Genomic DNA, 25689 nt, shown 5'->3' on the forward strand with positions numbered 1-25689 from the left:
TTCGTTATGACTAGCTCTATCTTATCGAATCACGGGGATAAAGTCAATGTTTTGACGGCAAATTCTTTGGCGATGCAGCTTTGTCCCTTACAGCTCGCCCCTTATGTTTTTTTCAAGGGAATCGTAGCCGATGAACTCCTGCACCGACTCCGGCATTTCACCGTCCGGGAACCGGTATCTGTAATAAATCTGGTCCTCGGGATTTAATCCCTCATTATCCTCCTTAAAGTACACACGGACCTCGACATTATAATCAAAACTTCTCAGGAAATTGTAATCGGCCAGCGTCTCCTCAGTGACAGCAGCACAGATGTCGGAAATCATCTGGTGGTTTTCCTCAGAATCGTTCCGGATGGTGTATTCCTTCGGCACATAGCCCGTTGCGGCCTCTGCGTAAGCGGCCTGCGTCTCGCTTTGCTCTATCTCCGTGGTTTCCAGCTCCATGGTTTCGATGACGACACGGCTGATCTCATCTGCGTTTAACGGCTCCGTAAGGTCAATCCCGGCCTCTTTGAGAAGCCCGATGGTCTCTGTGAAAGACGGGTAGACCGGGAAGAAGTTGACTTCCTCCATCTCATCCAGATCGAAATCACCGGCGTAATTCTTGTCGCCGTCCTCGGAGAGCTCCTTTAAGTAGCTGCGCTCTGCCACCGTCAGGAAGCGGATCGCACCAACCGGCATCTCCTGGCTTCTGGCATCCAGCGTCAGAGCTGTCATCTCCCGTTTGTAGGCCGCCAGAACCTTCGAGCGGAATTCCTCATCGCCCCTGGCCTCCTGGATTTCATGGTTCTTATACAGATAGATTCCTGTCACATTGGAATCCTCATATGCATAAAACGGATAGACACCGGACTTGTATTCCTCCGAAACATACAGCTTATCGAGGACAGGGCGAAGCTCCGTAACATTCACCATATACCGTCTCTGTACGGTTTTCCCGCCGGAAAGCCGGTACTGGATGGTCGCATAGGACCATACGGCTTCGTCTTCCCCGCTGTTGTAAACAATGTCCTCAAACCGGAACCGTTTTTCTTTATCCTTTAGCGCCTGGTCAATGCCGTTTTCCGCAATGGCCTTTACAGAATCATAATCCGTAACCGCCATGTTGCTGTTACCGTAACTTTCCTCCGGAATGTATCTCCAGCTTGCCGAGCTGCTTTCTCTCACAGGAAAGCCATAGGAGAATCCCCAGTTTTCCAGCCGTCCCACATAGACGGCCGCCGACTCAAACTTCGCTTCCGACGGGAAATACGTATCAAAGCCCGTCAGGTCAAACCGGTAGATACCGATGACCGCCAGGGCAATCACCGCGCAGATACCGGCATGGGGCAGATTGGAAAAGAGCTTTCGGAAATCAAAGTGGTACAGGATCTCCACCACACAGTGGGTCACGAAGAGCCCGAACAGGAATCCGAAGGCCGCCCATCTGAGGCTTTCATAGATTCCCCAGAAAAGGACTCCCATGGAGATCGTGACCGGCACCACGATGAGCACTTTGATCGGCGCTCTCGTGATCCGGAAGGCCATTGCTTTCCCGGCTGCCTCGGAGGGACGCAGCCGGTAGAGAAAAAGGCAGAATACCATCAGGGCTGCCGCGGCAAGGAGCGGGAAGAAAAGCCCGGGGAAAAGCTCCCCGTACTCTCCCAGCTTCAGGCTCCATACTTCCGAGAGGGACGCCGTGTAATAGCTGATGGGAGAACCGTGCCTCATGATTGCCGACAGGACACCGCCTGTGGTTATCACCGTCTCAAAAAAGAGCTGGCTAAGCCCCTCAAGCAGAAACGTCACAAACGGGATGTAGGAAAAGAACACCAGCATGCCGAGTACGGAAATAAAGAAATTCCCTGTCATCAGCACTGCCGCCAGCACCACCGTGTAAATCAGCGTAAAATGAATCATATGGAAAAACAGCGACGCCAGGCCGGGAAGGAATACTTCCCCGAAGCCCATGCCGTTCATCACCAGGATCCCGCAGCCGAAAATCAGGTTCAGGAAATACATGGAGAACACAATCAGGATGCTGTCCAGGTATTTGACGAAAAACAGCATGGTACGGCTCACCGGGAGGCTGTGGTAAAAGTCCACCTTTTTCTTGGAGTGGAGCCAGGAAAAGCCTGTGAGCCCCAGGACAATGGCTGCCCCGACGATCAAAAACGGGATCGCCAGGTTCTTTACGCCGATAATCTCCTGCGCCAGCTCTGTAAGCCGTTCAGCCCGCATGGTTTCCACGGCCTTCTCCAGATATCTCTCGCTCTCCATCCACTGTTCTACCTGTTTTTCAAGGCCGTCGCAGCCCATGGCCCCAAGGACGGGGATCCAGAAGAAGAAGCAGAGAAACGCCAGGCAGACGGCCCAGATTCTCCGTTTCAGATCTTCTCTCATAAGCTTAAAATATAAGTTTCTTGATGTCATAGCCTGCCACCTCCGTTTCACTGATAAAGATTTCTTCCAGAGAGAGCGGGATCAGCTCAAAAAACAGCGGCTCTCCGGCCCGCATCGCTGCCTCTACTTCTTCTCTCTTCCCCCGCACCGTGATGGTTGCAAGGCTGCCGCGGTACTCGGTCTTCACAATATCGAGCCCTTCCAGCTCCTCCGCTTTCATCCCGGGCTTTAACACACACTGGATCTTATGGATGTTTAGCTTCATATCGTCGAGATCCTTGGAAAGCAGGATGCCGCCCTTGTGGAGAAGCCCCACATGATCGCAGATATCCTCCAGCTCCCTTAAGTTGTGGGATGCGATGATCGGCGTCAGGTTCCTCTCCGCCATGTCGTTGGCAAACAGGCTCTTTACCGCCTGGCGCATCACGGGATCCAGCCCGTCAAAGGTCTCGTCGCAGAAAATGTACTCCGTATTGGCACAGAGGCCGAGAATCACCGAAAGCTGTTTCTTCATGCCCTTGGAAAAGGTCGAAACCTTTCTCCGCTTCCCAAGATCAAAGCTTTCAAGAAGGTGATAATACCTCTGGACGTTAAACTCCGGATAAACGGTCCGGTAAAAAGCCATTAACTCCTGCGGCGTCGCGTTTCCGAAGAAAAACTGATCGTCGGAAATATAGAAAAACCGCCGTTTCATTTTCAGGTTCTCGTAAATGTCTTCACCGTCAAGCTGAATCGTCCCTTCGTCCGGTTTCAAAACGCCGCTTGCCATCCGTAAGAAGGTGCTCTTTCCGGCGCCGTTGGTTCCAATCAGGCCGAACACATAGCCGTCCCGGATCTGGGCACTGATGTGATCCACAGCCATAATGTCGTCAAATCGTTTTGTCAGGTTCTTTGCTTCAAGCATGCGTTTCACCTCCCGTCTGCCCGGCCGCCTTTTCGCAGCAGGCCCCAATCGCTTCTTTCAAATCCTTTTCTGAGATTCCAAGCCTTAACGCCTCTTCGACCACTTCTTCCAGTTTGTTCCATATCTCACGCAATGCATTTTCCCTCATTTCACCATTTTCGGCCACGAAGCTTCCTCTGCCCTTGACCGTATAGATATATCCCTGCCGTTCCAGCTCCGCATACGCCCTCTGGATCGTATTTGGATTGATGGAAAGATCCATCGCCAGGTTCCTCACCGACGGAAGCGGCTGGTTCTCCTGGAGCACGCCTAAAAACATCAGTTCCTTCAGCTTTTCCGTGACCTGCTCATAGATTGGCCGCCGGTCTTTATAATCCAGTATAATCATCCGCATCCTCCTTTCCTGCATATTAGTGTATTAACACTCTTAATACAGTTAGTATATATAAAAAATCCCCCTGTGTCAAGGGGGATTTTTCCAGTTCTCTTTTTAAGCGCCGCAGGACGCCCAAAACTCCTCTGTTTTTAGCCCTGGGGCGTAATAGCCGTATATTCCACAGACTCCACAATACCGTCTGTCACAATAAAGGACAGGGTGGAGTCGTCTTTCGTATAAATATAGACACCGAATTCTTCCGTATAGTCCGTGCCGTAGGCGGCCTCCATTTCCTCCTTCGTGGAGCCGATGCGGATGCCCTCGGCTGTGGCAGCGGAATCATCCGTAAAGTAAATGGAATTTACATTATCCGTGCCGTTTAAGGGGTAGGTATAGAGGTCAAAGCCCGGATAGGAATACGTCTTATCAAGCCCTTTAAAGGCACAGCTCGTAGTCTCTGCATAATTGGACCATGCGCCCAGCTCAGAAAGGGCTGCCGCAGAATCCTCATTCATGCCGATCAGGGTTTCACCGCTCTGGAACACAAAGCCTTTATGGGCGGCAGATGCCGTGGAAGAAACGGCTGCTGCCGCCTCTGTCCCGGCCGCCTCGGAGCTTTCGCTTTCTGCGGCTCCTGCGGACTCGGCTGCGCCGCCTTCTGCGGCTCCATTTTCTGCTACGCTCTCTCCGTCTGCGCTTTCTTCCGTTTCGCCGGAACCTTCCGTTCCGGCGTTTGTCTCCTCTTCCAGGGCCTCCTCCGTTTCCGCCTCTTCCGTCTCAGCGGCCTCCGTCTCCGGCGCTGCGCTTTCCGTCTGGGCCGCCGTCGTATTGGCCGTCTCTCCTGCCTGGCTGCCGCAGGCGCTTAAGGCCACCATGGCGCCAAGTAAAATTGCTGCATAAGATTTTCTCATGACTGCGAATCCTCCTCATCGCTGTTATACATTTTCAAATATCCGTACTCCGAAAGCTCCGCCTCCTGGCGCGCCTTCATCGCATAGTACGCATCGCATTTTTCCTCCCAGACCGCCTGAAGCTCCTCTTCTCCCCGATGATCCGGAAGGTCAAACTCCTCTTTTAAAATTCCGCCGAAATACCGCGCCAGCTTCTCTGCCCCGGAAAGGTTTAAATGGAGCCCTCCGTCATAGGTATCCGTCGTAAAGTCAATACCGGCTTCCTCCGTAACCTCCAGGAAATTATAGTAGGAAAGCCCGTGCTCGGCCGCATAGGCCTCCATCTGTTCCTCCCACTCGTCGTACCAGGCGGGATACAGGCTGGGCGCCTTGATGAGCACAAGCTCCACTCCGTTTTCCTCGCAGAGCTCCCGCATCTTGTCAAGATACGCATAGGCGTTTTCCCCGAACTGGTAATTTCCCAGCTTCTTCGGCTTCGGGAACGTCTGGGCCGGCTTCACATCCACCCGCATGTAATACCCGCTGTGGGACACCGGGTCACGGTGGTACAGGTACTTAAAGTCGTCGGCCGAAAGTTCCTTCCACCTGGAGTGGTAACGGAGAATCGGGAACACATAGTCCAGAAACTCCTCGTCCTCCATCATGGAAGCGCGGATACTTCCCACCTTGGATGAAGACCACCGCATGCCGTCCAGGGTCATCCTGTTGTAGGCCTCCTTCTGCGGCTCATCATACTTCATGGCAAGCACGTTGAACACCACCACTTCCGGCGTCTCGTACTTTAACGTCTCCTCCAGAAGATAATAGGACTGCCAGATGAGCTGCTGGGCGCTTCCGCGGATATAGCTGGTAATCCCGTAGTCCTCCCAGAGGGTGATCGGGGAAAAATTCTCATAGACCTCACAGTCCCCGATAAAAACCACGTCGTGATCCGTGGTTTCCTTATAATATTCGGCAATCAGCGCCCCCTCTACGATGTCGCCCATGAATTTCGGCATGAAAAGGCGCTGCAAAAAATCCAGGCTTCCCACTATAACCAGAAACAGGAGCAGGAATCCCGCAAGCTTTTTCTTCTTCATGGTTCCCTCCTAAAACTGATTGTAGATAAACTGGCTGGAATCATAGCCCACGCCGTAGGCACCGAACACCAGGACGGCCAAAAACAGCAGATACCAGCAGGCAAACCGGAACAGAAGCGGCTTTTTCGCAATCCGTGCGCGCACGCTGCCGCTCCGCCCGAGAAGGCTCACAAAAATGAGAAGGCAAAGTCCTATGGCCAAAAGCACATAGTCGGCCGCTGTGAGCCCCAGCGTCCAGAACCGGCCGTCAAAGAGCTGGCCAGGCCGGGAATGGATCAACATGTCTCCGAACATCCGGAAGGTCAGCGGCACGTCCCGGTAACAGTCAAACATCCGCAGGCAGCTCATCAAAAGCACCGTCCGGATCACCTGGAACGTCTTAAATCCAATGGTTCCGTCCACATGGAACTTCTTATGGAACCATTTATAAAACGGCTCAAACTCCTGGGAAATCATCAGGACAGCAAAGTTCATCATGCCCCAGACGATGAAATTCCAGGCGGCCCCGTGCCAGATTCCCGTGGCGAACCAGACCGCAGCGCTGGCCGTATAGACGGGCATCCGCTTTCCTATGTAGTCGCCGAAATGCTTTCTCGCCGCCTTGTTGAGCTTTAACATCGGCTGGCTGACGGAAATCGGGTAAAAAATATAGTCCGTGAACCAGGTGCCCATGGTGATGTGCCACCGCCTCCAATACTCGGCGATATTCTTGGAAAAATATGGCCGGTGGAAGTTCTCTTTGAGCGTCACGCCGAAGGTCTGGGCAATGCCGATGGTGATGTCGATACCGCCGGTAAAGTCCGCATAAAGCTCCAGGGCATAAAACATCATGCCGAGAAACACATAAATCCCGTCGTAGGTCTCCGGATTCTGAATGATGGTATTGACGGCCGTCAGGATCCTGTCCGCAATGACCACCTTCTTAAAATATCCCCACAGGATCCGCTCCAGGCCGAAGCTCACCTGCTGCCAGTCGAAGGCATGGGAGACGCCCAGCGTCCCCCGTACATCGTCGTACCGGCTGATGGGGCCCTGCACCACATGGGGGAAAAAGGAAATAAACAGCGCAAACCGGCCGGGATGGGTCTCCGCCGGATATTTCCCGCGGTACACGTCCAACAAATAGCCGACTGCCATGAACGTGTAAAAGGAAATTCCCATGGGCAGGATCAGGTTTAAAAAGGAAAGCTGCTTTCCGGAGCCGAAGACGTCCAGGAAAAAGTTCACGTTGGAAATGAAGAAATTCGTGTACTTTAAGACTGCCAGAATCCCCAGGTTAAAAAGCAGGCAGACGAGCATCCACCTTCTCTGGGATGACTTGACGGAAGCCTTGTACGCCTTCCGCTCCTCCTTGGACATCTGTGCCTTATGTTCCTTTAAGTACGCTTCCTGCGCCTGATGAAGGCCGCTTATTTTCTGCGCGGCCAAAAAAACAGTGACGGTCGTCACCAGAATGAAAATCAGGTTCTTCGGCCCGGAAAACCAGTAAAAGGCATAACTGGCAGCTAAAAGGAGCTGCCACTGGTACCTTTTTAACGCCGTGTAGTAGAGAACCAGCACGGCGGCCGTCAGGCCGATGAAGCCGTAGGACGTAAACAGCATTTATTTACTCCTCATCCAGCCTCTGAATCAGGTTCCAGATAGTCTCCGCCGAGTTGAAATTCTCCGGGACAATCTCCTCCGCCGGGATCGTCACATCAAACTCGTCGTTGATCTCTGCAATCAGCGTCACGATGTCGAAGGAATCCAGGATCCCGTCGTCAATCAGTGTATCGCAGCTCTCAAAGTCCACATCCTCATGCAAATCCGATAACATTCTAAGCAATTCGTCCATAACTTTCTCCTTCTGTTTTGGTTCTCATGCGGCTTTTCACGTGCCGCAGCGCACAAATTTATCCCTCTGCCAGCCGGTTCTTAAGCTCCAGCCGGTTGATCTTCCCGTTTGCCGTAAAAGGCAGAGCCTCCAGCTTTTCCAGACGGTTGGGAATCATATACCGCGGCAGGCGGCTCTTTAATTCCTTTAAAATCTCTTTTCCCTCGGCGTCTCCCACATAGAACAGGACAATTTTCTCCCGCTCCTTGTCGTAGACGCAGCAGCACATGCGGACGCCGTCCGCCTGCCCTGCGTAGGCCTCGATTTCACCGAGCTCGATCCTGTGGCCCATGTGCTTGATCTGGTAGTCCTTCCGGGACACGAAGACAAGCTCTCCGTACTCATTGTACCGCCCGATGTCGCCGGTGCGGTAAATGATCTCCGGATAGTAAGGGTTCAACGGGTTCTGTACGAAAACCTCCGCCGTCTTTTCCGGATTGTTGTAATACCCCAGGGACACGCAGGTGCCGCGGATACAGATTTCGCCGCATTCGCCCTCCTTCGCCGGCCGGTCACCTTCGGCCAGCAAAAGAATCTCCGTGTTGTGGAACGGCCGCCCGATGGGGATCACATCATCCAGTCCAAGCTCCCTCTCCACATGGTAATAGCAGGACATCCCCGTGCACTCCGTCGGCCCGTAGAGGTTCGTAAATTTCGCCTTCGGAAGCGCCTTTTTCCAGAGAAGGAACTGCTTCATCGGGAACACCTCGCTCCCAAAAGCCACCGTGCGGAGATATTCCGGCACAACCGTATCAAACGTGCCCATGGACGAAATCATCGTCAGGGCGGAAACCACCCAGCAAACCGTGTTGATCCGGTGCTCGTTTAAGTATTCCACCAGCTTCACCGGGAACATGAACAGCGGTTTCGGGATCAGATAGGTGGTGGCACCGAACATCATGGTCGGATAAAGCTCCTTTAAGCAGGCGTCAAAGTATAACGGCGACTGGTTTCCGAAAACCGTCTCCTCCCCGAAGCCAAGAACCTCCGAAAGGTTCTCCACATAGTCCAGAACCGACCGGTGGCATGCCGCGACGCCTTTGGGAATGCCTGTGGAACCCGACGTAAACACAATATAAATCGGATCCGTATCAAGGGCCCGGCTCCTAATCGACGCGAGAGCCGCCTCATCCTGCCGGAAGGTTTTGATTTCCTCATAGCGGAATACACGCCCGGAAAACTCCAGGCTGTTTACGGTCTTTTCCGTATGGCTGTCACAGATGACGGCCCGCGGCTTTAAGTTTTCAAGGATCAGTGCCGCCCGGAATTTTGGCATCTCCTCATCAAAGGGCACATAAAAACAGCCGCCGTAGACGGCGCCGAAAAACGCGGCAATGGCATCGGGACTCTTTTTCATATATACCACCACCGGTTCCCGGTAAAAGCCCTCTGCCGCCAGGAAGCTTCCGACCGACCGCGCCGCGCCGTAGACCTCCCGGAAGGTCAGCCCATAGGTTCCGTCCGTGTAAGCAATTTTTTCCGGAAGGCGCCGGACCGTGCGCTCCAGATATTCCAGTATATTTGTCTGCATCTTCCGTTTCTGCTCCATTTCTCATGGTCTTTCCCGGCCGTTTTCCAGCGGCCGGATATCCGGGCGTCCGGCAGGAAGCCTCCCGCCGGACGTCCTTTCCGCGCTTGCTTTCCCGCTTACGGCGTAGGCGGATACAGGGAATGGTCGAAGGTATGGCTTCCGCGGCCTACCCCCTGGGAATACGCCTCCAGCTCCGCATCCGTCAGAAGGCAGAAGGTTCCGCCTGCGCTTCTGGGCGTCGTATCAAAGTGATACCAGCCGTTTCCGCAGTCGATCAGATTCCACCAGTGATGGCCGTCCGTCCGCACCACCTCGATGCTGGGGATATCACAGCGGCTTAACAGCGCCAGCGATACGGAATAATACGTGTAGCAGTCGCCGCGCTTTGTCCGGAAGCCCTGGTAGGCGGCGCTTACCCAGTCTCCCTTGTCGGAGTGGTTCACATACCGCAGATTTCCGCGCACCCAGGAGTAAATGGCACGCGCCTTCTCCTCCTTGGACATGGAATCGTTGGTGATCCGCGCAAGGATCGTGTCAGCCATCTGATCCACCTGCTTGTGGAGATCGCTCTTTTCCTCCTCCGGCGGGATCACGGTCGGCGCTTTGTAGTGATGGAGCTCCGATACCTCGCCGGCTTCATTGACCGTGTACTCCACATCGTCGATGGTCAGCTCTGTATTCACAGCCATCACGCCGTCCTCGCCCAGCCAGTACCGCTTTCCGTCAAGCTCAAGCCAGCCCGTCACCATATAGCCGTCCTCGCCGAAATAGTACCAGCTTCCGTCTTCGTCCATCCACTGATTCTTTAGGAACTCGTCCCCGTCTGTCCGGTACCACCAGCCGTTTGCGCCGGCGATCCATCCCTCGCCGCCCTTATTGGGGCTTAAGATCCCGTATTCATCGGCGTCATAGAACTTGCCGTTGATGTAAACGGTACAGTTGGTGTACATGGCTCCGTCCGGCCCCATCATATAGTTGGCAAACATGCCTTCTACCAGCCCGGTCTCTGCATAGCCGTTCTCATCGAAATAATACCACTTCCCGTCCGTGTCCTGGAGCCAGTCGTTTTGAATATACGTGCCGTCATCCCGCTCGTACCATTTTCCGTTTTCATCCTGGTTCCACTGTCCCGCAAGGCCGGGAAAAGCCATGCAGATGGAAAGGAGCGCAGCCGCGGCTGCCATGCCTTTTCTTTTCATATGCTTTTTCATCGTTGTCCCTCGCTTTCATCCTAAAAGTATAGAATAATCCCCCGCGAAATGCAACCATATTCTGCCAGAATCTCCGGGAAACACCCCCAATCGGCATAATTCCCGAAAATTTGCCGCAAATTTCACCGCACGCCTCCAAACGGTCTAGGCAATCACCGAATGGCTGTGGATAAAAAAGACCTCCTGGCTCGGCAGAACCTCTTTCTTAAGCGGCGGGAATCCGGCGTCAAAGGCCTCTGCATCCGCCTCTTCGATTTCAAAAGCCGGGCTCTGCACATAGATCCAGGCTTTCCCGTCCAGGGCGCCTTCCCGCAGCTCCTTTACTAACATCGCCGAAGGAAACGTCTTATTTTCCAAGGAAACGCCGTATTTTTTACAGCTTTTGAAGCCGCGTCCTGCATAATTTCCGGGGTCGCCAAAAATCACGACTGCATCGTACCCCAGTCCGGCCGCCTTCTCAAAGGAATGTTCCATCAGGCGCGTACCGATTCCCTGTCTCTGGTACTCCGGAAGGACGGAAATGGGGCCGAACGTCAGGATTTCCTTCTTCTCTCCGTCCTCGCCCAAAAGCTGCGCCTTCGTGTACATGATATTTCCGACAATCTTTCCGTCCGCCTCGGCCACAAAATCCAGTTCCTTTACAAAGTCTTCATGGCTGCGGATCACATGGGCCACGTAGTGCTCCGAACAGCCCGGCACATACAGGTTCCAGAAAGCCGCACGCGTAACCTCCTCGACACGGCGGAAATCGTTCTCTGTTTCATTTCTGATTATCACAGCATTCCTGTCCATAAAACCTCCAGATCGTCCCGTTTTGTATCGAACATTTGTTCTATTATTATAAAATATCATGCGGCAGATGTCAATAGAAAACTTCATAAAGAAAGCTGCCGCTTCCGAAAAAGCGACAGCTCCCCATGTTTATTCTTTATTTCTCGCTGTTGTCATACAGGGCAACTAACTTCTCAAGATATTCGTACTTATCCTTTGCGTTCTGCTCTGCCTGTGCAAACAGTGCCTTTGCTCTTTCCGGATTCTTCAGGGCCAGAGACGTGTAACGAACCTCGCCGCCGATGAATTCCTGGTAGGATACGGTTGCCGGCTTGCAGTCAAGGGAGAACTTCTTCTCAGCTGCCGGGTTGTAACGGAAGATGTTCCAGTAACCGGACTGAACAGCAAGCTTCTCTTCTGTCTGAGCCTTTGCCATACCTTTCTTGATACCATGGTTGATACACGGAGCGTAAGCGATAATCAGGGACGGACCCGGATATGCCTCTGCCTCTGCCAGAGCCTTGATGGTCTGGTTCATATCAGCACCCATGGAAATCTGTGCAACATATACATAGCCGTAGCTCATGGCGATGGCTGCAAGATCTTTCTGTTTTACTTCCTTGCCGCCTGCTGCGAACTGGGCAACAGCACCGGTCGGAGTAGCCTTGGAGGACTGTCCGCCTGTGTTGGAGTAAACCTCGGTGTTGTAAACCATGATGTTGATGTCCTTGCCGCTTGCAAGTACGTGGTCAACGCCGCCGAAGCCGATATCGTAAGCCCATCCGTCGCCGCCGAATACCCACTGGGACTTCTTAGCCAGGAAATCTTTGTTCTTTACGATCTCCTTGCAGGTCGGGCAGTCAATGCCTTCGAGAACTGCAACCAGCTTGTCCGTAGCGGAACCGTTCAGAGCGCCGATGCCGAAGGTATCGAGCCACTCCTTGCAGGCTGCCTTCACTTCGTCGGAAGCCTTGTCGGAAGCGTAAACGGTCTCAACCTTAGCCTTTAAGCCGTCACGGATTGCGTTCTGAGCTAAAAGCATACCGTAACCGAACTCAGCGTTGTCCTCGAACAGGGAGTTGTCCCATGCCGGGCCGCGGCCGTCTTTGCCTACGGTGTAAGGTGTGGACGGTGAGGAGTTACCCCAGATGGAGGTACATCCTGTTGCGTTTGCAATGTACATTCTGTCACCGAAGAGCTGAGTAAGCAGCTTCGCATACGGAGTCTCGCCGCAGCCTGCGCATGCGCCGGAGAACTCAAGGAGCGGCTGTTTGAACTGGCTGCCCTTAACGGTGGTCTCTTTGAATTTCTCAATTACATCCTGCTTGATATCCAGGGTCTGGCCATAGTTAAAGCCGTCCTGAGCAGAAAGGTTGGACTCCAGGCTCTGCATGGTGAGTGCCTTCTCGCCCTTCTTGCCCGGGCAGACGTTTGCACAGGAACCGCATCCGGTACAATCCAGAGCGGAGATGGTCATGGCAAACTTGTACTGCGGCATACCTGTCATCGGGATGGTCTTCTGGCTCTCCGGAGCCTTAGCAGCCTCTTCCTCTGTCATGGCAATCGGACGGATAACTGCGTGCGGGCACACATAAGAACAGAAGTTACACTGGATACAGTTGTCCGGATTCCAAACCGGCACGTTTACGGCGATGCCGCGCTTCTCGTATGCGGAGGAGCCGGACGGAGTCGTACCGTCAACATACTTGGTAAATGCGGATACCGGCAGGTTGTTTCCTTCCTGAGCGTTTACAGCAGCCTGGATGTTGTTTACGAAATCAACAACGTCTTTTCTGCCGCCCTCTGCATGAACGAAGTCAAGTCCCTCGTCCTCGCAGGATTTCCAGCTTTCCGGAACCTGGATCTCTACGACGTTCTGAGCGCCTGCGTCGATGGCTGCCCAGTTCTTCTTAACAACGTCTTCACCCTTGCGTCCGTAGGTAGCCTGTGCGGCAGCCTTCATAAGCTCGATAGCCTTCTCCTCCGGGATGATGGCAGCCAGCTTGAAGAATGCGGACTGAAGGATCGTGTTGATACGTGTCGGGCCCATGCCGGTCTCGATACCAAGCTTCACACCGTCGATGGTGTAGAACTTGATGTTGTGGTCAGCGATGAATTTCTTCACCTGGCCCGGAAGGTGCTTCTCAAGGCCTTCCATATCCCATGCACAGTTGAGAAGGAATGTACCGCCGTCAACCAGCTCCTGAACCATGTTGTACTTTCTGATGTATGCCGGGTTGTGGCATGCAACGAAGTTGGCCTTGCGGATTAAGTAGGTGGACTTAATCGGGGAGTGGCCGAAGCGCAGGTGGGACATGGTAACACCGCCGGACTTCTTGGAGTCGTAATCGAAGTATGCCTGTGCATACATGTCGGTGTTGTCGCCGATGATCTTGATGGAGTTCTTGTTTGCGCCTACGGTACCGTCTGCGCCAAGGCCCCAGAACTTGCAGTTGATGGTGCCTTCCGGAGTCGTTACGAGCGGAGCGCCAAGCTCAAGGGAGAGGTTGGTCACATCGTCCACGATACCGATGGTGAATTTCTGTTTTGTATGGTTCTCATATACGGCAACGATCTGAGCCGGTGTCGTATCCTTGGAACCTAAGCCGTAGCGGCCAGTGAATACCGGAACCTGATCGAATTTCGTGCCCTTAAGAGCAGCAACAACGTCCAGGTAAAGCGGCTCGCCGATGGCGCCCGGCTCTTTCGTTCTGTCGAGAACGGAAATCTGCTTAACGGTCTCCGGAATTGCATTTACGAATGCTTCCGTAGCGAACGGTCTGTAAAGACGCACCTTAACGACGCCGACCTTCTCACCCTTCTTTACCAGGTAGTCGATGGTCTCTTCGATGGTATCGTTTACGGAACCCATGGCAACGATTACGTGCTCTGCATCAGCAGCGCCGTAGTAGTTAAACAGCTTGTAGTCAGTTCCGATCTTTGCGTTGACCTTGTCCATGTACTCCTGTACGATTGCCGGAAGGGCATCATAGTACGGGTTGCAGGCCTCTCTTACCTGGAAGAAGATATCCGGGTTCTGAGCGGAACCTCTCTGGCACGGATGGTTCGGGTTCAGTGCTCTCTTTCTGAACTCGTCGATGGCATCCATGTCTGTCATTTCTTTTAAGTCCTCATAATCCCAGGTCTCGATCTTCTGGATCTCGTGGGAAGTACGGAAACCGTCAAAGAAGTTGATGAACGGAACCTTGCCCTTTAATGCTGCAAGATGTGCAACAGGCGTTAAGTCCATAACCTCCTGTACGCTGGACTCGCAGAGCATTGCACAGCCAGTCTGACGACAGGCATATACGTCGGAGTGGTCGCCGAAAATGGAAAGGGCGTGGGATGCCAGGGCACGGGCAGATACGTTGAATACGCCCGGAAGCTGCTCACCGGCAATCTTGTACAGGTTCGGGATCATTAAGAGAAGACCCTGGGAAGCCGTATAGGTCGTTGTCAGAGCGCCTGCTGCCAGGGAGCCGTGTACGGCACCGGCTGCACCGGCCTCGGACTGCATCTCCGTGATCTGTACGGTCTGTCCGAACATGTTTGTTCTTCCATCGGTTGCCCACTCATCCGTAGCTTCCGCCATGGGGGAAGAAGGAGTGATCGGGTAGATGGCGGCCACGTCAGTAAACGCATAGGAAGCATGAGCTGCTGCATGGTTGCCATCCATGGTTTTCATTTTTCTTGCCATAGTGTTCCTCCTATTTTAAATGTATAAATAAAATGGATTTATTTATAGTACAGTCTGCTCCCGCCCTGCGGACTGCCGGCGGGCAAAAGACTACCTGTACTATATTATAGCAATTCCCGGCGAAAATGAAAAGCGAAATCGAAGGTTTTTTGCGTACAAAATCCCGAACAATGCAGATTTTTTTCGCAGCATTTCCGCATGGCGGATTGTAATCCGCATTGTGGAATCGCATGCAGTACACCGGGCCGCGGCTGCTCCAAAGGCTATTTTCCCTCTGCGCGAAGTGCGCATCCTCGCGGAGCGTTTTTGTTTCATAGGACGCAATTTCCCATGAAATAAAAAACCGGCCATGGCACAGCGTTACTGCCGCGTCATGGCCGGTTGAATCATTTGTTTTATCCGATGGGGGATATGAGCCCGTTTCCAGGCCCTGTCGTCGTCACGGGAGCAGGCGTCGTCTGGGGGATCGTCACCACGTCAGGTGAATTCCCCGGCTCTGAGCCTGGCTGCTGCCCGCCCGGCTGGCTGGCCGGGCCGCCGCTTTCCGACGGCAGGATATTGCTGCCCGGTTCCTCGCTTGGACGAACCTGTCCGTTTCCCGGAGATTCTTCATAGCCCGGCCCGGAGATTCCCGGCTCCGATGCCGTTGGCTGCGGATTTTCCGGAGATGCCGGAGTCGTGAGCGGGCTTCCTGCCGACGAGGACTCTGCCGTGCTGCTCTCGGACTCGGAGATGCTCTCCCCTTCCGTCGTCAGGACGCTTCCCGACGTGTTCCGCCTGATTGTGGCCGGCTTCCCGTTGTAGGTGCTGTTGTGAAGGAAGCTGTCCTCGATCACAACGCCGTCCTTCGTCTTCACCAGATTGGTCACCCAACGGCTTCCAGGCGTCGCTTCCTTGACAACCTTTTCCACACCCGGTTCCAGAGTCGGGTCTTCCTCGTAGGTCGGCGCCGGCGGGTCGATGACCTGGGTCTTTTCCGACTTCATGGAAACGGTCACGCCGTCTTCCAGAATCGGGCTTCCGTAAATGGAAATCGTCAGCTTATTATTGGAAAAGCTGGTCTTGATGCCGACGGCCGTCGTGGAGTTGTTCAAAAACTTCATGTCAGCGCTTCCGTAGCTGATCATCGCGTCTTCGCCCGGCGTCACATAGCTGGGCTCGTAGCTGTGGGCATGGCGCTCCGTCGTCTTTAAGCCGGAGAACACCACCGCATTGTAAAGCGTCGACGATACCTGGCAGACGCCGCCGCCCGGCTCTTCGATCAGGACGCCGTTTAAATAGGCGCCGGCCGGCTTGTATCCCTTGGCCGGCGTTCTCTCGCCGGTAGCCGCATTCATCGAGAATTCCTCTCCCGGCTGAATAATTAGTCCGTTTAAGGCCTCGGAAGCAAGACGGATGTTTTCGTTCCTGTCTTTGTTGGAGGTCGTCGTCGTCGTGAAGGTGCCGATACGCTTAAAGCTGGCCTTTGCCTGCTCCTTTGTGATTTCCGGCGCCACCGTCGACGCGGACGCCTCGATGACGGCCGTATAGTCGCCGGCCGCCAGGGCTGCCGTGATGTCAGTCACAAGCTTCTCCTGGTCTATTTTAATTCCGTTTTCTCCGTCTGCAAACAGGAATTCGTTTGTCGCCTTGTCATAAGACGAAATGGAGCCGTTCTTCGGCGCCTTGTCCCACGCGGCGGCAATTTTTTCCGCCTGGGCTTTGATTTCTTCCTCAAGGCCTGTGGCGTCAAACGTATAGTCTTTGGACTCTTTCGCGGAAAAGGCCTCTGCCAGCACGGCATCCACCTTGGTCTCCAGCACATCGTCCACGTCCATGGTCTCGCCGTTATAGGAGACCTTCATGCCCCAGCCGATAGACGACAATACCTTTTCCCTGGCTTCCGTCTGGGTCAGTCCATTGATGGAGACGCCGTTTACCGTCACCTCTGCCGAAAGCTCGGTTTCCGGCTCTGTTGTTTCTGCCTGGCTCTCCTTTTCTTCCCCGTTTCTTGCACAGCTATTGACACCCACGGCCACGCAGATCAGGAAAATCACAATGCCGATGGCAATCAGCAGGATTTTAGCGAAGTCCGGCCCCTGCCGTCTTCTGCGGTTGCGGCTCCTGGAGGCCGTCGTCCTCGGATTCCGCCTCGTGGTTCCTGCGCTCCGGTTCCTCGCATTCTGCACCGCCAGGATCCTGTCCGCACTGCTCTGGGAGCTTCTCGATGTTCTTGAGGCAGCCTGCCTCGTGTTCCCTCTCTTTCTTACATCACTCATACAGTCTCACCCTATTATTTTTCTCGGGCCTTCCCCTTGGAATTTGCCCTGTTATTACATGATCTAGTGTCAGTATCGAAATAAGTATAGCATAAATTGTGGAAAATGGTATAACATATTTCTTAATTTTTTATGGGACAACGACTGTGTCTTTCCTCGCTGTGAAAAGTGTGGTAAACTGGTATGGAAAACAGAGAAAAATCATAGAAAATGACATAAGAAAGAGAGAGTTCCATGAAATTCATTGATCTGCATGTGCATTCTACGGCTTCCGACGGCTCTTTTTCTCCGGCCGAGGTGGCGGCTGCTGCCGAGGAAAAGGGACTTTCGGCCATCGCCCTCACCGACCATGACACGACGGACGGCGTGGATGAGGCGCTGGCTGCGGCGGAAAACATGGAAGTGGAGGTCATCCCCGGGATTGAGATTTCCTGTGTCTATGAGGGAAAGGAAATCCATATCCTCGGCCTGTGCCTCGATCATAAAAACAAAGAACTTCTGGATTTTTTAAAGACAACCCGCCAAAAACGGGATAGCAGGAATACGGAAATGCTGCGGGCCTTCCAGGACGGCGGCTTCCCGCTCACCTGGGACGACCTGCTTGACGGCGTTCCCGGCACCGTCGTCACCAGGGCGCACTTTGCCCGCGCCCTCTTAAAAAAGGGCTGTGTCTCCTCCGTGGATCAGGCTTTTAAAAAATACCTGTCTCCCGGCTGCCCTTATTATAGGAAGAAAGAGGACGTGACGCCAAAGCAGGCCATGGAGATCCTGCGGACTGCCCGCGCTTTTCCGGCCCTTGCCCATCCCTGCCAGTATAAGTTCGGATGGGAAAAGACAGAGGAACTGATCGTCTATTTAAAATCCCTTGGCATGCTGGGGTTAGAGTGCTTCCACTCCTCCAACAACCAGGCGGAAAGCGCCAGACTGCGGGCCCTTGCTGACCGCCACGGCCTCTGTGTCACCGGCGGTTCCGATTTCCACGGCGCCGCCAAGCCGGATATCTCCATCGGAACAGGCCGCGGGAATTTACGCGTCCCGGCCTTCTACCTGGACGCCATCCGGCTCGCTTCCTTTCTCACCGGGCTTTAGGCTGTTTTCTTCGGCCCATACATCGTCTTCCAGAAGCTTTCTCACGGCCGCTGCCAGGGCGGCCGCTTTTTTATGATCGGTTCCCGAAGCCGTGACGCCAGCCACCAGCCCGCCCCTTCGCGCCAGGCCGGGAAAATAAAAATCGCAGTTTTCCTTTTTCGAGGCGTCGTTGACGGCAATGCCGCGGGCACGGCAGTTCAAAACCACAGCTTCGTTGACTGCCAGATTTCCGGAAGCCGCCAGCACGAAGGCCGGGCGCCCGCATGCGTCCAGATCCCGCTCTTCGTATTCCTTGTTCTCCCATAAGAGGCGGCCGGACGCTTTCTCTTCGTCCAAAACAGCTTTCAATTCCGGCCCGATTTCCGGCGCAATGACGCGGACCCGGCAGCCAAAGGGAAGAAGCGACAGAATCCGCCGGCAGGCAATCTTCCCGCCGCCGACCACGACGGCCTCTTTTCCCTGAATATCCGCAAAAAATGGAAAATATGCCATGAAGTCTCCTTATAAGTCCTTTAAATACAGGTCGGTCAGGCAGTATCTCGTATTCCCGTTATACCCGGTCACCGTATCTGCCATGGAAAGGGAATTTAAAATGGCTTCTTCCGTGGCCTCTGCCACGGCCTCAAAGGCGTCGTTTAAATACTCTTCTCCCACCTGGCGGATCTCGACAAACGGCTCATCCTGGGGAATCCGGTTGGCCGTCGTAAAGCCAAGCATGATGTCGCCGCTTCCGTGGCCCATGAACGAACCGCACCGAGAGAGTCCGACACCGCACCGGCGGATCAGCCGCTTTAACTGGCGGTCGCTTACGGGAAGATCCGTGCCGACCACCATCATGATGGAGCCCTCGTCCTTTTTGATATCCTCAATACGCGCCGCCAGAATATCGCCCAGCGGCTTTCCGTCCAGGACGAAATTCCGCGTGCTTCCGAAGTTTGACTGGACAAGGACGCCGACGGTGAAAGTCTCGCCGCCTATTTTTACCAGCCGGGAGGCAGAGCCGATGCCGCCCTTCATGCCGAAGCAGACCGTGCCCTTTCCGGCGCCCACGTCTCCCTCGGCAAAATCCGACGCTGCCGCGCGGATGGCCTCAAAAACGTGCTCCTTTGTCACAGCGCGCTCTGCGATGTTGTTCAGGTTTGAATCGTTGCATTCGCCGACCACCGGGTTTAAGGATTTCACCTCGATCCCCTCGTTCCTGCACCGCTCTGTCATGTAATCAACCATCGCATCGTGGACAAGCCCCACATTTAACGTATTCGTCAGGGCAATTGGCGTCTCTAACGTCCCAAGCTCCTCGATCTGGAGCGTGCCGGCCGTCTTCCCGAAGCCGTTGTGGACGAAGGCCGCCGCCGTCAGCTTCTTTTCAAACATGTTGTCGCGGCACGGAAGGATGACGGTGACGCCCGTCTTATGTTCTTCCGTGTCCACAGTGCAGTGGCCCACCGTAACGCCGGGCACATCCGTCAGCTTGTTTAATGGCCCTGTCTCATGCCTTCCAATGATGATGCCGTAATCGCGGATTCTTTTTTTCATATTTTCCATAGTCCCCCATTTTTTCACAAATTTTCTTGATGTTCCTTCTAAAATCAGCCTCTGGATTGTTAATTTTTTATCTATTTCACCGATTGATTTCTGCCTTTTCTCCTGCTACAATATGGATTGTTAAATGATTAACTAATTCAAGACCCCAAAAGGAGTGTTGTTTATGAAAATGAAACTGAAAAACATTACAAATCTCGATAAATTTTTTGATGTCATCAGCCAGTGTGACGGCGCCGTTGAGCTGAGCCTTCCCGAGGGCGGCTCCGTGAACTTAAAATCCAAGCTGTCCCAGTATGTTTCCATGGCAACGGTCTTTTCTAACGGCCATATCCATGAGCTGAATCTGACTACGCACGATCCGAAAGACTCGGAGCGCCTGGTTCGCTACATGTACCAGGGCTGTTAAACCCTTTCTCTTTTAAGACGGCGCAGACATCCTCATACGCTCCATAGAAGGTGCCCTGCGTCATCTGCATGCTGCCGCCCCCTCTTCCGTGAAGGAGACCGTTTAACTCCTTTGTGAGGGGGCGCATGTCGTTTTCAAGGCTCCCCAGCACATAAAAATAGCCGTTCTCCCCGTTTTTCGCAAGGCCGAGCACCGTATCGCCTTTCTTTTTTTCCAGCATCGCATTGACCATCTGCCTTAAGGGCACCGGCTCAAAATCCGGCTCACAGACGAAAAGACGGCCGCTCCCCTCTTCCATGGCCGACACCTTTTCCTCAATCAGGCTCCGGCAGAGCGCCCCGATCCGCATCTGAGCATTCCCAAGCTCTTCCTTTAACCGCTCCACGGCAGAGAAGGCCTCCTCCGGCCTGGCCGATAACAGCACGGCGATTTTCTGGAGCCCGTCCCTTTTTTTCTCATAATCCATAAGGGCCCGGCTGCCGCAGAGCAGACCGATCCGCACGCCGCCTTTGTAATGGATCATGGACGTGAATTTGACGATCCCGATCTCCCCGGTACGCGCCACATGGGTGCCGCAGCAGGCGCAGACGTCGCCGCCGGGGATTTTTACGATCCGGATATCGCCGGTAAGCTCTTTTTTGCTCCTGTAATCGAGGGTTTCCAGTTCTTCCTTCGGCGGGAACCCGGCGTAAACCTCCCGGTTGTCGTAGATGATGGCGTTGGCCTCCCGCTCTACTTCAAGAAGGTCCTCCCATTCCAGAATGCCGTTGAAGTCGATGGTGACTTCCTCGCTTCCCATGTGAAAGCCCACGTTGTCATAACCGAACCTGGCATGGATCAGGCCGGAAACGATGTGTTCGCCGGAATGCTCCTGCATGTGCAAAAACCGCCTGTCCCAATCGATAGTACCGGATACGGTAGTTCCCTCTTTCAACGGCCCGTCCGTTGTATGGATGATCTGCCCGTTTTTTTCATGGACATCCAGGACACGGACGCCGCCCAGGATGCCTGTATCTGCCGGCTGGCCGCCGCCCTCCGGGTAAAAGGCCGTCTGATCCAGAATGATCTCATATCCCTTTTTCCCCTCCTGACAGGAAAGGACGGCCGCCGTAAACTCCTTCTGATATGCTGAATCGTAATACAATTTTTTCATGTCCGAATTTCCTCGCTTTTTCCCTTGGTCTGCTATCCAGTATAACACCCTTTCCATGTTTTCTCAATCACGGAAAGGGCGTCAAAAAAAGTTTTCACGAACTGTCAACTATGACAAGCAGACTGTCATATGATGGAGTGTAATCAAAAAGCCTTTGGAGGATAAAACATGAGTGATTTAGCTGCTACAAACTGTGGATGCGGATGCGAGACAGCGAACAGCGGATGCGGCGGATGCAACATTATCTGGCTCATCCTGATTCTTTGCTGCTGCTGTGGCGGCGGCGGCTGGGGACATAATGGCTGCAATAACGGATGCGGGTGCGGTTCCGGCTTTGACAGCTGTATCTGGATCATTCTTCTGCTCTGCTGCTGCGGCGGCGGATGGGGCGGTGGCGGCGGCTTCTGCTGCTAAACTTTCTCGTTTCCTATCTTCGGGCGGGACGTCATCCCGCCCTTCTTTTATGATTTCTTTTTCGCTTTTTCCCGGCCATCAGGCGCTTTCGCCTTCGCGGGCTCACGGCCGTAAACGAGGCTTCCGTGCGCCTCCTTTTCGCAGTCTTCGTCGATTTCGTACACACTGTTTCCATCTATAATCAAACGCCTGGACATATTCTATCTACCTCCTATAACTTCATTGTATGCAGGCGGCATGAATTGATTGAATCGCGCATATATTGTCTCCAGGAAAGGAGACCTGCCAATGAACGAAAAAGAACTGAAGCTGACCGACCTGGATTATGCCGTCGGCAGCCATCGTCTCCAGATGATGAAAGCCGCCCTGCCGTACATGGAGATCCCGCAGCAGCGCACCATGTCCATGTTCATCAAATGGAACGAGCTTTTACGCACCATGGAATTTTTCCAGGACAACGAGGACGGCATGTTAAGCGTCTGCGCTCTGGACGAGGGCCATTCCTCGCCTTCTGACATGCTCCAGGCCATCCGTCCCTATGCCAACGAGAGGGAGCAGGAAATCATCGACATCATGGCAAGGTTCACGGAAAATCCGGCGTCCAGGGGGCCTATAAGCCCGGAACAGCTTATCTCCCTGCTACCGCCGGAACAGCAGTCCAGGTTTGAGACGATCCAGCTCATGATGCAGACCCTTGGCCAGATGTGAGGTCAGAAAGGAGATCCGGGATATGAATATGGCATGGAAGACGGATCCGCGCCTGCGCGGCATGGATCCAAAAAAGCTTGAGCTTCTCTCCCTCTTTTCCGAGGACATAAAAAAGACGCCGCCGGATAAAATGCTCTCCGCCCTGATGACCTTAAACAAAAGGGCGTCGGCGAGCGGGCTGTCTTTTTCCGACCGGGAGACGGCTCTTATCATCTCTATTCTCACGGAGGGGATGCCGTCGGCGGAGCAGAAAAAGCTCCAGATGCTAAAGTTCCTGGCGGCACAGCTCTCCAAAGGGAAAAAATGAAGGCGCACGCAAAGAAGGGCAGAGAAAGAAGCCATCCTTTCTCTGCCCTTATAACGTTTTCTGTTTACATTCCCTCTAAGTCGATTACATCGGCTGCGATGACGATCCGCGTATTGCTGTCGACGGACTGGATCAGCATCTGAACGTAGTTCTGCGGGATCTGGATCCCGGCCAGGGTGCCCTCGACGCTTCCTTCCTGCTGGCAGTTTACCACAAGCGCCGGATACGGTTCCTCCTCGTCCTCGGGGCAAAGGAGCATGCCGTAGTTGGAAAGCGCCTTCATGGACTCCAAAAGCACGGCCTGCTCCGTCTGGGGGCCTTTGGGCCCTGCGGTCACAATCGTCCCGTACTGTTCGGATTCCTCGTCTAAGATCAGGTAATCTTTTTCCGTCAGCTTCTGGTACGGCACAAGGCTCCCGGGATTTTCATGGCTCCCAAAGGCCTCGCTTGCACGGTAGACGCCGTAAAGCTCATCCTGCGGCACATCGGTGCCTCCGGACAGGATGCAGGTGGATGAAAACACCTCCTGCCATGTGCCGTCCGCCGATTTTGTATAGTAGAGAAGCCTGGAATTGACTTCCATGGCGCGGCCCTTCACTTTGGAATTTTCTGTCCGCACGGCTGCCGACGCCACAGGCGTCTCTGCCTGCTCATCGTTTAAAACCAGGACAAGGCTGTTCACGTCCTGAGCCACCGAAAGGCTCTCAATCCATTTCCCGCCTTCCTGGCTTCTCTTCCATTTGATGTCCACCGGGACGTCCTCGGCAGAGGCTGCCTCTGTTTCCAGTACAATCGTATCAACTGCTGCCGGCTGCGCTGCGTCCGCGGAATCGGTGCGATAACCGCCGAGACATAAAAGAAGTGCAATCGCGGCCGGGGCTATTTTATAAACATGCCTGTGCATATGGATCTTTCCCCTCTGTTTTGCCTTGCTGTAATTTCAAATATATCCCATTATAGCACATGCTTTGCGGAAAGTCACTGGAAAAAGCTGAAATTTCTTATTTCAGATATTTCTCAAACCAGTTCATCATCTCCGTCATCCTGCGGATCCGGTGGGTCGGCTTTCCGGAGCGGGACAGCTCATGGTTCTCGCCGTGGAACAGGCAGAGCCTCGTCTCCACGCCGAAGTAGCGGAGCGCACTGAACATCTGGAGCGCATCGCCCATCCAGCAGCGGTAGTCCTCGTCGGACTGGATGAACAAGGTCGGCGTCTTTGCCTTGTTGGCGTATTTGAGCGGCGAATGGAACCACATCTTATCCGGCGTGTTCCACGGGTCGGCATGGATCTGATCCATGTTGAAGTAGTAGCCGATATCCGTCGTCATGCACTTGGAGATCCAGTTGGAAATGCTTCTCTGGGAGACAGCGGCCGCAAAACGGTCGGTATTTCCGATGACCCAGTTTGTCATGAAGCCGCCGTAGCTTCCGCCCATGACGCCAAGGCGCTTCTCGTCGATCTGCGGGTACCGCTTCAGCACTTCGTCGGTCACGGCCATGCAGTGCTCAAAGTCGATGGTGCCGTGCTTTCCGGTAATGTCGGCAAAAACATTGCCGCGGCCGTCGCTTCCGAGCGGGTTCGTGAAGAATACGAAATAGCCGGCGTTTGCAAACACCTCATTCTCATGGAAGAAGGTGGGGCCGAAGGTGGCTCTCGGGCCGCCGTGGATCGTTAGGATGCCGGGATACGTCTTGTTCGGATCATAGTCCACCGGCTTCATCACATAGCCGTCCAGCTCAATGCCCTTATAGGTAAAGGTAAACTCCTCAACCGGGCAGACGCTTCTCTCTGCAAGGAGCGCGTCGTTGAAGGAGGTGAGCTTCTTCTCTTCTTTCCCGTCGAAGCTGTAACACTCCGTAAGGCCCATATCGCGCATGCCGGTGAAGTAGATGGTGTCGCCGCAGACGTCGATGGTGTGGATGCTGCCCTGCCTGTCGATCAGGGTCTTAAGGTTTCCGGCCGCATCAAAGCAGCGCAGAACCGTCTGCTTTCTCACGGTGGAGAGGAAGTAGATGTACTTGTCATCATGGACAAAGCCGGCGCCGTCAGCAAACTTGCAGTCGCAGCTCATGGTGTTGCGGATGCTGTCGTCGTAGTCGGAAAGGAGCGTTACAACGCCGTTTTCCACCGTATAGAGCTTGTCGTTTTCGTTGAAGCCGAAGTCCTTCATGTAGGAGCCGAAGAACGTCACCTTTCCGCCGAGGATGCAGGCGTAGTCGATGCTCATGTCCTTCTGTTCCACGAGTGTCTCCAGTTTTCCGGAAGAAATCGTGTACTGCATGAGGCCCTGGTAAACATCCTTTTTGTCGGTGTAGAGGCTGGAGATATAGAGAACCTTATCGCCCTCTTCTACCCAGTAGCCTTCCACATTCTCGTATTCCCGGCTCACGATTTCGGCTTTTCCCGTCTCCATGTCATAAACGGCCAGGCGTGTACGGATCTTGTTGACAACGCCCTGCCCGTTGGCCCAGAAGGGAAGCTCATCGAAGACCTCATAGTCCTTCTCTTCCTTCCATGCCTTTGCGGCAGCTTCCTTCTCTTCGCCCTCTAAGGAAGCGAAATCCGGCTTGTTGTAGTCGTATTTGATGCTCATGACAAGCTTGTTTCCGGCCAGTTTCATCTTGGAAACCTTATACGGTACGGCAAATGCGAACTGCGCCTCGCCGCCGCAGATGGAAATTTTATAAAAGCAGGTCCAGTCCTCGCCGTTTTTCACCTTTTCCGCATAGGATTTCTCCCGGTCAGACGTGAAAAGAAGGGTCTTCTCATCCAGCCAGATGAAATTTCTCTCCTTCTTCCCGCCCGTCAGTTTCCTCACGGATCCGTCTGCCATAGTGTAAATCCACAGGCAGGAATCATAGCGGTTGTCCTTTACGTTTGCGTTCACAACGGCCAGAGCCGCGTGGGCGCCGTCGGGAGACGATACCATGCAGGTCGGGTAATTGTAGTAAGTAAAATCGTCGATGCCAATTCTTTTCATTTCTGGATACCCCCATATATTTTTATGCTTTTCCCAAATCCTGGCCGGACTCAGGAAAAGGAACAAGCCCCCTGCATAAATGCCGGAGGCTGG

The 25689-nt window shown here is 53.9% G+C and carries 23 protein-coding genes; 5 read left to right on the forward strand and 18 right to left on the reverse strand.

Going from position 1 to position 25689, the window contains the following annotated elements:
• Window positions 1-87: 87 nt before the first annotated feature.
• From KE531_18260 to KE531_18315, 12 genes are all read right to left on the reverse strand, one after another.
• Window positions 88-2412 (reverse strand): hypothetical protein, encoded by a 2325-nt coding sequence (locus KE531_18260; GenBank protein MBR9955539.1) that lies wholly within the window; start codon window positions 2410-2412, stop codon window positions 88-90.
• Window positions 2387-3286, reverse strand: coding sequence for an ABC transporter ATP-binding protein (locus tag KE531_18265; protein ID MBR9955540.1), 900 nt, complete (start codon window positions 3284-3286; stop codon window positions 2387-2389). The genes KE531_18260 and KE531_18265 overlap by 26 nt, the downstream gene beginning before the upstream one ends.
• Window positions 3279-3674, reverse strand: a complete 396-nt coding sequence (locus tag KE531_18270) for a GntR family transcriptional regulator (protein MBR9955541.1) — start codon at window positions 3672-3674, stop codon at window positions 3279-3281. Before KE531_18270 ends, KE531_18265 begins: the two co-directional genes overlap by 8 nt.
• Before the next feature lie 137 nt (window positions 3675-3811).
• Window positions 3812-4573 carry a hypothetical protein gene (locus KE531_18275; GenBank protein MBR9955542.1) on the reverse strand — a complete coding sequence of 254 codons (762 nt, stop codon included), beginning with the start codon at window positions 4571-4573 and terminating at the stop codon, window positions 3812-3814.
• Window positions 4570-5652, reverse strand: coding sequence for an SGNH/GDSL hydrolase family protein (locus KE531_18280; protein MBR9955543.1), 1083 nt, complete (start codon window positions 5650-5652; stop codon window positions 4570-4572). Before KE531_18280 ends, KE531_18275 begins: the two co-directional genes overlap by 4 nt.
• Before the next feature lie 9 nt (window positions 5653-5661).
• Complete coding sequence (locus KE531_18285) at window positions 5662-7254, reverse strand: MBOAT family protein (GenBank protein MBR9955544.1); 1593 nt, start codon at window positions 7252-7254, stop codon at window positions 5662-5664.
• A 4-nt stretch (window positions 7255-7258) separates the two neighbouring features.
• Window positions 7259-7486, reverse strand: a complete 228-nt coding sequence (locus tag KE531_18290; GenBank protein MBR9955545.1) for an acyl carrier protein — start codon at window positions 7484-7486, stop codon at window positions 7259-7261.
• 58 nt (window positions 7487-7544) lie between these two features.
• The gene (locus tag KE531_18295; GenBank protein ID MBR9955546.1) at window positions 7545-9056 is read right to left on the reverse strand and encodes an amino acid adenylation domain-containing protein; all 1512 of its coding nucleotides are present in this window, start codon (window positions 9054-9056) and stop codon (window positions 7545-7547) included.
• A gap of 116 nt (window positions 9057-9172) precedes the next feature.
• Complete coding sequence (locus KE531_18300; GenBank protein ID MBR9955547.1) at window positions 9173-10255, reverse strand: hypothetical protein; 1083 nt, start codon at window positions 10253-10255, stop codon at window positions 9173-9175.
• A 156-nt stretch (window positions 10256-10411) separates the two neighbouring features.
• Entirely contained in the window at window positions 10412-11059 is a 648-nt protein-coding gene (locus tag KE531_18305; protein MBR9955548.1) for an N-acetyltransferase, read from the reverse strand.
• 136 nt (window positions 11060-11195) lie between these two features.
• Window positions 11196-14735: a pyruvate:ferredoxin (flavodoxin) oxidoreductase gene (gene nifJ, locus KE531_18310; protein ID MBR9955549.1), complete on the reverse strand. Its 3540-nt coding sequence runs from the start codon at window positions 14733-14735 to the stop codon at window positions 11196-11198.
• Window positions 14736-15130: 395 nt separating this feature from the next.
• The gene (locus KE531_18315; protein MBR9955550.1) at window positions 15131-16993 is read right to left on the reverse strand and encodes a VanW family protein; all 1863 of its coding nucleotides are present in this window, start codon (window positions 16991-16993) and stop codon (window positions 15131-15133) included.
• Between the two features lie 234 nt (window positions 16994-17227).
• Here KE531_18315 and KE531_18320 point away from each other — a divergent pair, with 234 nt between their 5' ends.
• Window positions 17228-18082, forward strand: coding sequence for a PHP domain-containing protein (locus KE531_18320; protein MBR9955551.1), 855 nt, complete (start codon window positions 17228-17230; stop codon window positions 18080-18082).
• On the opposite strand, the gene KE531_18325 is transcribed toward KE531_18320, so the two are convergent.
• Window positions 18020-18574 carry a bifunctional precorrin-2 dehydrogenase/sirohydrochlorin ferrochelatase gene (locus tag KE531_18325; protein MBR9955552.1) on the reverse strand — a complete coding sequence of 185 codons (555 nt, stop codon included), beginning with the start codon at window positions 18572-18574 and terminating at the stop codon, window positions 18020-18022. The two genes, KE531_18320 and KE531_18325, sit on opposite strands and share 63 nt — an antisense overlap.
• 9 nt (window positions 18575-18583) lie before the next feature.
• A complete protein-coding gene (locus tag KE531_18330; GenBank protein ID MBR9955553.1) occupies window positions 18584-19618 on the reverse strand; it encodes a P1 family peptidase in 1035 nt (344 codons plus the stop codon).
• A 178-nt stretch (window positions 19619-19796) separates the two neighbouring features.
• Here KE531_18330 and KE531_18335 point away from each other — a divergent pair, with 178 nt between their 5' ends.
• Window positions 19797-20033: a polya polymerase gene (locus tag KE531_18335; GenBank protein MBR9955554.1), complete on the forward strand. Its 237-nt coding sequence runs from the start codon at window positions 19797-19799 to the stop codon at window positions 20031-20033.
• On the opposite strand, the gene KE531_18340 is transcribed toward KE531_18335, so the two are convergent.
• Window positions 19975-21186 (reverse strand): alanyl-tRNA editing protein, encoded by a 1212-nt coding sequence (locus tag KE531_18340; GenBank protein ID MBR9955555.1) that lies wholly within the window; start codon window positions 21184-21186, stop codon window positions 19975-19977. The two genes, KE531_18335 and KE531_18340, sit on opposite strands and share 59 nt — an antisense overlap.
• Window positions 21187-21354: 168 nt before the next feature.
• Here KE531_18340 and KE531_18345 point away from each other — a divergent pair, with 168 nt between their 5' ends.
• On the forward strand, window positions 21355-21600 hold the full coding sequence (locus KE531_18345; GenBank protein ID MBR9955556.1) for a hypothetical protein: 246 nt from the start codon (window positions 21355-21357) through the stop codon (window positions 21598-21600).
• A 47-nt stretch (window positions 21601-21647) separates the two neighbouring features.
• Here the strand turns inward: KE531_18345 and KE531_18350 are convergent, their stop codons facing one another.
• Complete coding sequence (locus tag KE531_18350; GenBank protein MBR9955557.1) at window positions 21648-21797, reverse strand: hypothetical protein; 150 nt, start codon at window positions 21795-21797, stop codon at window positions 21648-21650.
• A 91-nt stretch (window positions 21798-21888) separates the two neighbouring features.
• On the opposite strand from KE531_18350, the gene KE531_18355 reads away from it, so the two are divergent.
• Together KE531_18355 and KE531_18360 are read left to right on the forward strand one after the other, a co-directional pair.
• Window positions 21889-22308: a hypothetical protein gene (locus KE531_18355; GenBank protein MBR9955558.1), complete on the forward strand. Its 420-nt coding sequence runs from the start codon at window positions 21889-21891 to the stop codon at window positions 22306-22308.
• A gap of 22 nt (window positions 22309-22330) precedes the next feature.
• Window positions 22331-22615 (forward strand): hypothetical protein, encoded by a 285-nt coding sequence (locus tag KE531_18360; protein ID MBR9955559.1) that lies wholly within the window; start codon window positions 22331-22333, stop codon window positions 22613-22615.
• A 64-nt stretch (window positions 22616-22679) separates the two neighbouring features.
• On the opposite strand, the gene KE531_18365 is transcribed toward KE531_18360, so the two are convergent.
• Window positions 22680-23519: a hypothetical protein gene (locus KE531_18365; protein ID MBR9955560.1), complete on the reverse strand. Its 840-nt coding sequence runs from the start codon at window positions 23517-23519 to the stop codon at window positions 22680-22682.
• Between the two features lie 97 nt (window positions 23520-23616).
• Entirely contained in the window at window positions 23617-25596 is a 1980-nt protein-coding gene (locus tag KE531_18370; protein MBR9955561.1) for a S9 family peptidase, read from the reverse strand.
• Between the last annotated feature and the right edge of the window lie 93 nt (window positions 25597-25689).

Source organism: Eubacteriaceae bacterium Marseille-Q4139 (assembly GCA_018223415.1).
In the GTDB taxonomy this organism is placed as follows: domain Bacteria; phylum Bacillota; class Clostridia; order Lachnospirales; family Lachnospiraceae; genus CABSIM01.

Excerpts from the sequence above, each read along its gene's own strand:
- KE531_18305 (MBR9955548.1), bottom strand. The coding sequence starts at position 11,059 with ATGGACAGGAATGCTGTGATAATCAGAAATGAAACAGAGAACGATTTC.
- KE531_18360 (MBR9955559.1), top strand. The coding sequence starts at position 22,331 with ATGAATATGGCATGGAAGACGGATCCGCGCCTGCGCGGCATGGATCCA.
- KE531_18300 (MBR9955547.1), bottom strand. The coding sequence starts at position 10,255 with ATGAAAAGAAAAGGCATGGCAGCCGCGGCTGCGCTCCTTTCCATCTGC.
- KE531_18355 (MBR9955558.1), top strand. The coding sequence starts at position 21,889 with ATGAACGAAAAAGAACTGAAGCTGACCGACCTGGATTATGCCGTCGGC.
- KE531_18345 (MBR9955556.1), top strand. The coding sequence starts at position 21,355 with ATGAGTGATTTAGCTGCTACAAACTGTGGATGCGGATGCGAGACAGCG.
- KE531_18340 (MBR9955555.1), bottom strand. The coding sequence starts at position 21,186 with ATGAAAAAATTGTATTACGATTCAGCATATCAGAAGGAGTTTACGGCG.
- KE531_18315 (MBR9955550.1), bottom strand. The coding sequence starts at position 16,993 with ATGAGTGATGTAAGAAAGAGAGGGAACACGAGGCAGGCTGCCTCAAGA.
- KE531_18270 (MBR9955541.1), bottom strand. The coding sequence starts at position 3,674 with ATGATTATACTGGATTATAAAGACCGGCGGCCAATCTATGAGCAGGTC.
- KE531_18275 (MBR9955542.1), bottom strand. The coding sequence starts at position 4,573 with ATGAGAAAATCTTATGCAGCAATTTTACTTGGCGCCATGGTGGCCTTA.
- KE531_18320 (MBR9955551.1), top strand. The coding sequence starts at position 17,228 with ATGAAATTCATTGATCTGCATGTGCATTCTACGGCTTCCGACGGCTCT.
- KE531_18290 (MBR9955545.1), bottom strand. The coding sequence starts at position 7,486 with ATGGACGAATTGCTTAGAATGTTATCGGATTTGCATGAGGATGTGGAC.
- KE531_18330 (MBR9955553.1), bottom strand. The coding sequence starts at position 19,618 with ATGAAAAAAAGAATCCGCGATTACGGCATCATCATTGGAAGGCATGAG.
- nifJ (MBR9955549.1), bottom strand. The coding sequence starts at position 14,735 with ATGGCAAGAAAAATGAAAACCATGGATGGCAACCATGCAGCAGCTCAT.
- KE531_18370 (MBR9955561.1), bottom strand. The coding sequence starts at position 25,596 with ATGAAAAGAATTGGCATCGACGATTTTACTTACTACAATTACCCGACC.
- KE531_18260 (MBR9955539.1), bottom strand. The coding sequence starts at position 2,412 with ATGACATCAAGAAACTTATATTTTAAGCTTATGAGAGAAGATCTGAAA.
- KE531_18285 (MBR9955544.1), bottom strand. The coding sequence starts at position 7,254 with ATGCTGTTTACGTCCTACGGCTTCATCGGCCTGACGGCCGCCGTGCTG.
- KE531_18365 (MBR9955560.1), bottom strand. The coding sequence starts at position 23,519 with ATGCACAGGCATGTTTATAAAATAGCCCCGGCCGCGATTGCACTTCTT.
- KE531_18335 (MBR9955554.1), top strand. The coding sequence starts at position 19,797 with ATGAAACTGAAAAACATTACAAATCTCGATAAATTTTTTGATGTCATC.
- KE531_18295 (MBR9955546.1), bottom strand. The coding sequence starts at position 9,056 with ATGCAGACAAATATACTGGAATATCTGGAGCGCACGGTCCGGCGCCTT.
- KE531_18280 (MBR9955543.1), bottom strand. The coding sequence starts at position 5,652 with ATGAAGAAGAAAAAGCTTGCGGGATTCCTGCTCCTGTTTCTGGTTATA.
- KE531_18325 (MBR9955552.1), bottom strand. The coding sequence starts at position 18,574 with ATGGCATATTTTCCATTTTTTGCGGATATTCAGGGAAAAGAGGCCGTC.
- KE531_18350 (MBR9955557.1), bottom strand. The coding sequence starts at position 21,797 with ATGTCCAGGCGTTTGATTATAGATGGAAACAGTGTGTACGAAATCGAC.
- KE531_18265 (MBR9955540.1), bottom strand. The coding sequence starts at position 3,286 with ATGCTTGAAGCAAAGAACCTGACAAAACGATTTGACGACATTATGGCT.